Consider the following 4,527-nt stretch of genomic DNA (forward strand, 5'->3'; position numbering starts at 1 on the left):
CGCGGAATCAGCCGCCCCGGCCCCTTCCCGCTCTTACCGTTTCCGCTCTTGCCGTTCCCGCTCTTCCCGTCGCTCTGCGGGTGCCCGTCCGGCAGACCGTTCCCGTCCGTCCGTACGGAGGTCTCCGCCGGTGCCGGTGCGTCCTTCCGCGCATCCGCCTCCGCATCCGCCTGCGTCTGCTCCTGCGTGTGCGTCTGCTTCTGCGTCTGTGTGCCGGCGGCGCTCACGGCTTCTCCTTCCCCGCCTTGAGGGCGTTCGCCGCGACGTGTTCGAAGCGCCGGTCGAAGAGCGTCGACGCGTCGAACTTCTCCTGGCCGGTCTCCTTCGCGAGCAGGTCGACGGTCCGCTGGTGGCGCTTGATCACCGGGCCCCAGTCGGCGGGGATCTCCGGCTCGCCGTTGTGGCGGTGGAGATAGACGCCGTCGTCGTGGCTCAGGCCCTGGTCCTTGACCGCGTAGCCCTCGACCCACTCCTTCGGGTGCTCGTACGCCCAGAACTGCGCGCGGGCCCAGAGCTTGACGAACTCCCGTATCGCCGCGGCCTTTTCGGGGTCGGCCACGGACTCGGTCGGCGCCCACAGATGGGAGGCGTCGTCCCGGATGCCGTGCGGGATGGTCTTGCCGCCCTGCTTGCCGTACTTGGCCGGATAGCGCTTGAGGTTGACGTCCCCGAGGGGCGCCGCGTCGACCTGGCGCTCGCCGAGCGCGGTCGAGTAGACGTCGCCGGTGCTGGGCATCTCGACGAGCTTCACGTCGTCCTTCTTCAGCCCCGCCTTCGCGAGGATGCGCAGCACGAGGGCGCCCTGTGCCTGCCCCGGGCTGAACGCGATCTTCTTTCCGCGCAGATCCTTCAGCGAGTCGATATGCGCGCCGGGCGCGATGCCGAGCCGGTAAATCGGATTCCGCCGGGGGTCCTTGCGTACTTCCGCCGCGACGAGCTTGGTGTCCAGACCCGTCCAATGCGCGTGAATGGACGGCACTTCGGCGGCGGCGCACAGATCCAGGGAATGCGCGCGGAATGCCTCCGAGCACTGCGGGCCGCCGCTGATGTTGGCCCATTTCACTTTGAACGGCAGCTTCTCGGCGGCCCCGGAGAGTTTGAGAATCACCCGGTCCTCCGGCGCACCGATCGTCAGCGTCGTCTTCGGGGAGACCTTCGCCGGGATCTTCGTCTCGGCGAGCTTCGCGTCGCTGGTGCCGCCGGTGTCCTGCTGCGCGCAACTCACCAGCAGCGCGGGGGCGGTGAGGGAGAGCAGCAGCGCGAGGCTCCGCGATCTGCGGTGCCGTCGGAGGTACGTCGCATACGTACGGGAGGAATGCGCGCGGAAGAGCGGCCGCGGAGGACCGTGGGTGTACGGAGCGGGGCTGGGCATGTTCGTGTCCCGGTTCGTTCAGGTGCGATGGCGGTACGGCAGGCGTCACCGGACCGTCGCGGAGACCTGCGCGCGTACGGCCGGGAGAACGCCGAATCGGTGAGGGAATTGCTGCGGAGGACGGCGGGACAGCGTGGGGGAACCGTGCGCCGGAATACGGGTTTCAGCTACAGAGCGCGGAGGCGACGCGCCGGAAATCCACGGAACGGCGCTGAGTGAAACCGGAATTGAGCATGCCGTCGAAGCTAACGACGCCCCGCAGCACGGTCAACAGCCCTCCGCGCCCGCACGACGGAATGCAATACGCGCTTCGTTGGGCCGCCACTGCCGTGTTACACGGGGAAACAGTCAGCGCGTCCCGCGCGCTCCCGGCGGCACATAGTGCCGGGGCGAATCCCTCTCCTCCGGCGGCGGCGCGTTCCGTACGGGCGACTCCACCTGCGGCGCACCGGCCGGCCTGCGCCCCGCCTCGCGCTCCCAGCCGGCGCGCGCCCGCGGGTGGTAGCGGAACCGGAACGGCACCAGCCGCCACGCGTAATGGACGAACCGCCCGAGGCGCCGCAGCCGCCGCTCGTCCCGTACGGTCCACCGGTAGCCGAGGCGCTCGCGTACGGGCGCGGGGAAGAGCCCCACCGTGAACCACACGGTCAGCCGGGCCTGCGGACCGCGCAGCGCACGCCAGACCGGATGCGGAATCCAGGAGAGCGCGGGCGGCCGGGCGATGAAGCGGATGTCGAGGACGTCGCGCGTGGGCCGGTTGTCCTCCAGGACCTCGACCGCCATCCGGTCCCAGTACGCCTCGAAGTCCGGCCAGCTCTCCGGCACGGGCCGCATGCTCATCCCGTACAGCCGCCACCAGCGCACGTGTTCGTCGAAGAGCCGGTGCTTCTCCTCCTCGCTCAGACCCGGACCGAAGCGGTCGGCGACGAGGACGGTGAGCATGAAGAAGGTGGAGTGCGCCCAGTAGAAGGTGTCCGGATCGAGGGCGTGGTAAGGGCGGCCCCGTTCGTCGACGCCCTTGACCGTGTCGTGGTAGCCGCGCACCTGGCGCGCGGTCTCGGCCGCACGCGGGCCGTCGTAGACGACGCCGCCGATCGGATACAGCGACCGGAACAGCCGCTGCCAGCGCTCCTCGAAGAAGCGGGAGTGCTCGGCGACTCCGGCGCCCAGGCCCGGGTGCATGTTCTGCATCGCGCCCGCCCACGGGGCGAGCAGCACTCCGCGCCAGTCGCCGAAGTACGTCCAGGTGAGCGAGTCGGGGCCCAGGGGCTCGGGCGTCCCGGGCGTCCCCGGCGTACGGGCGGCGGAACCGTCACCGGGGCCGGAACGGGCGTCGGGATGCTCCTCCATACGCCCGCTCCTTCCCCGTGGCTCGTCCCGCGTGCCGACTGCCGCGCCGTACGCGGCCGTTACTGCCCGGCGGACCCCGCGGAGACGGCGGCCCCGATCACCGCGGCCTGCGCGATCTGCATCTCGTCCAGCGCCTTCTTGAGCGCGGGCCCGGCCTCACCGGCACGCTCCGACAGCTCCTTGATGCGCTTCTTGTACGTACGCCGGTCCTTGCCCGAGGTGACGGTCGGGAACCCGCCCACGGCGGCCAGCGCCGTCAACGCGGCCTGCCGGGTGCTGAATTCGGCGACGGGACGCCCACCGGTGAGCGTCTCGGCGGCCTCGGCGTGCAGCCGCTTGACCAGCGTGGCGTCCTTCACCTGGATCTTGTCGGAGAGCCATGTGCGCCGCTCGACGCGGATCGCGCGGTTCTTCTCCAACTGCGCCTCCACAGCCTGGAACGTCTGCTTGCGCTCCCGCTGCACCAACGCCTTCCACTTGCGCGGCTTCTCCGCCGCTATGCCGCGCAGCGCCTCGTCGAGGAGCGGATCTCCCGTACGCCTGTCACCGACGGCGCGCACCTTGCCGTTGTCGTCGGTGATACACCCACGGTCGGTCAACTCGACGAGCACCGCCGCACGCAGCACACTGCCGAGCACATCCCGCTTCGTGAGCTTCTCCTTCTCGGTGTCGCACGCGAGCAGGTACAACTCGGCGGGGAGGCTGCGCCCGTCCCCCGGATTCTTGTCCTTACGGTCCATGCCCCCATCACAGCACGGATGCGCGGGCCGACCGAAGCCCCAGTCACGGCCTTTGTGCCCGCACGGGCCGCGTACGCGACGCCGCACGGCCCGGCCGTCCCGGCCGCCCCCGGACGTAAGGGACATCACCGGGCGCACCGACGCGCACGCGGGCCCGTGCGCCCGGCATCATCCGACTCGGCGGAGGTTGTGCGGATGCTGTGTGGGAGGTACGCGGTGGACGGGATCGTACTGATGTCGGACCCCAGGGTCGCGGCGGTCGCCGTCGAGGAGTGCGGCGAACCGCTGGTGGACTGCCGGACCCGCTTCCATGTCGACGAGCGCCGCTCGGATCCCGAGGGGCACTGGGCGCATCTGCGCGCCGGGGTGGCCGACCGACTGGCCCTCGCGGAACGCTCGCTCCCGTACGGCTGGCACTGGCTCCTGGTGGAGGGCTACCGCTCGCCCGCCCGGCAGCGGGAGATCTACGACGGCTACGCGGCGTCGCTGCGAAGGCTGCGGCCGGAGGCCACTGAGGCGGAACTCGCATGCGCGGCCGCACGCTGGGTCGCCCCGTCCCACACGGCGGGCCATGTCGCGGGCGCGGCCGTCGACCTCACCGTCCGCACCCGGGACGGCACCGAGGTGGACATGGGCTGCCCCGAGGCAGCCACCCCCGAGGAGAGCGCCGGAACCTGCTACACGGCGGCCCCGGACCTCCCGGCACACGCCCGCCGCAACCGCGGGGCGATGATCCACGCGCTCCGCTCGGCGGGCATGGTCAACTACCCCACGGAGTGGTGGCATTGGTCGTACGGAGACCGCTACTGGGCCTTCACGACCCGGGCCCGGAGCGCCCGCTACGGCCCGGCGGACCCGCCCTGACCTGCCCCGGCGGCCGCCGAAGACGAAGCCCCGCACAGGACCCACCCAGAACCGGAAACGGAAAGCCGGAAGGGGACCGAGAACGCGCACCCCGAGGGGCGTGCAGGGGCCGCAACCCGCACGACCAACCAACAACCGGGAGCGGGAAGCCGGAAGCCGGAAGCCGGAAGCCGGAAGAAAACGTGCACCAGGGGGCCGCAG

General features: G+C 71.2%; 5 protein-coding genes. 1 reads left to right on the forward strand and 4 read right to left on the reverse strand.

Going from position 1 to position 4,527, the window contains the following annotated elements; translation table 11 throughout:
- From AN218_RS30790 to AN218_RS30805, 4 genes are all read right to left on the reverse strand, one after another.
- Positions 1-227 (reverse strand): hypothetical protein (locus tag AN218_RS30790; RefSeq protein WP_420856039.1); only part of this gene is annotated, 227 nt, incomplete at its 3' end.
- A complete protein-coding gene (locus tag AN218_RS30795; protein WP_079132770.1) occupies positions 224-1,372 on the reverse strand; it encodes an ABC transporter substrate-binding protein in 1,149 nt (382 codons plus the stop codon). The genes AN218_RS30790 and AN218_RS30795, both read right to left, overlap by 4 nt.
- Positions 1,373-1,720: 348 nt before the next feature.
- Positions 1,721-2,722 carry an oxygenase MpaB family protein gene (locus tag AN218_RS30800; protein WP_079132771.1) on the reverse strand — a complete coding sequence of 334 codons (1,002 nt, stop codon included), beginning with the start codon at positions 2,720-2,722 and terminating at the stop codon, positions 1,721-1,723.
- Between the two features lie 59 nt (positions 2,723-2,781).
- On the reverse strand, positions 2,782-3,462 hold the full coding sequence (locus tag AN218_RS30805; RefSeq protein WP_070020324.1) for a GOLPH3/VPS74 family protein: 681 nt from the start codon (positions 3,460-3,462) through the stop codon (positions 2,782-2,784).
- Positions 3,463-3,678: 216 nt separating this feature from the next.
- On the opposite strand from AN218_RS30805, the gene AN218_RS30810 reads away from it, so the two are divergent.
- Positions 3,679-4,326 carry a M15 family metallopeptidase gene (locus AN218_RS30810; RefSeq protein ID WP_244900859.1) on the forward strand — a complete coding sequence of 216 codons (648 nt, stop codon included), beginning with the start codon at positions 3,679-3,681 and terminating at the stop codon, positions 4,324-4,326.
- Positions 4,327-4,527 lie beyond the last annotated feature (201 nt).

It is taken from the genome of Streptomyces nanshensis, assembly GCF_001751255.1.
GTDB classification, from domain to species: domain Bacteria; phylum Actinomycetota; class Actinomycetes; order Streptomycetales; family Streptomycetaceae; genus Streptomyces; species Streptomyces nanshensis_A.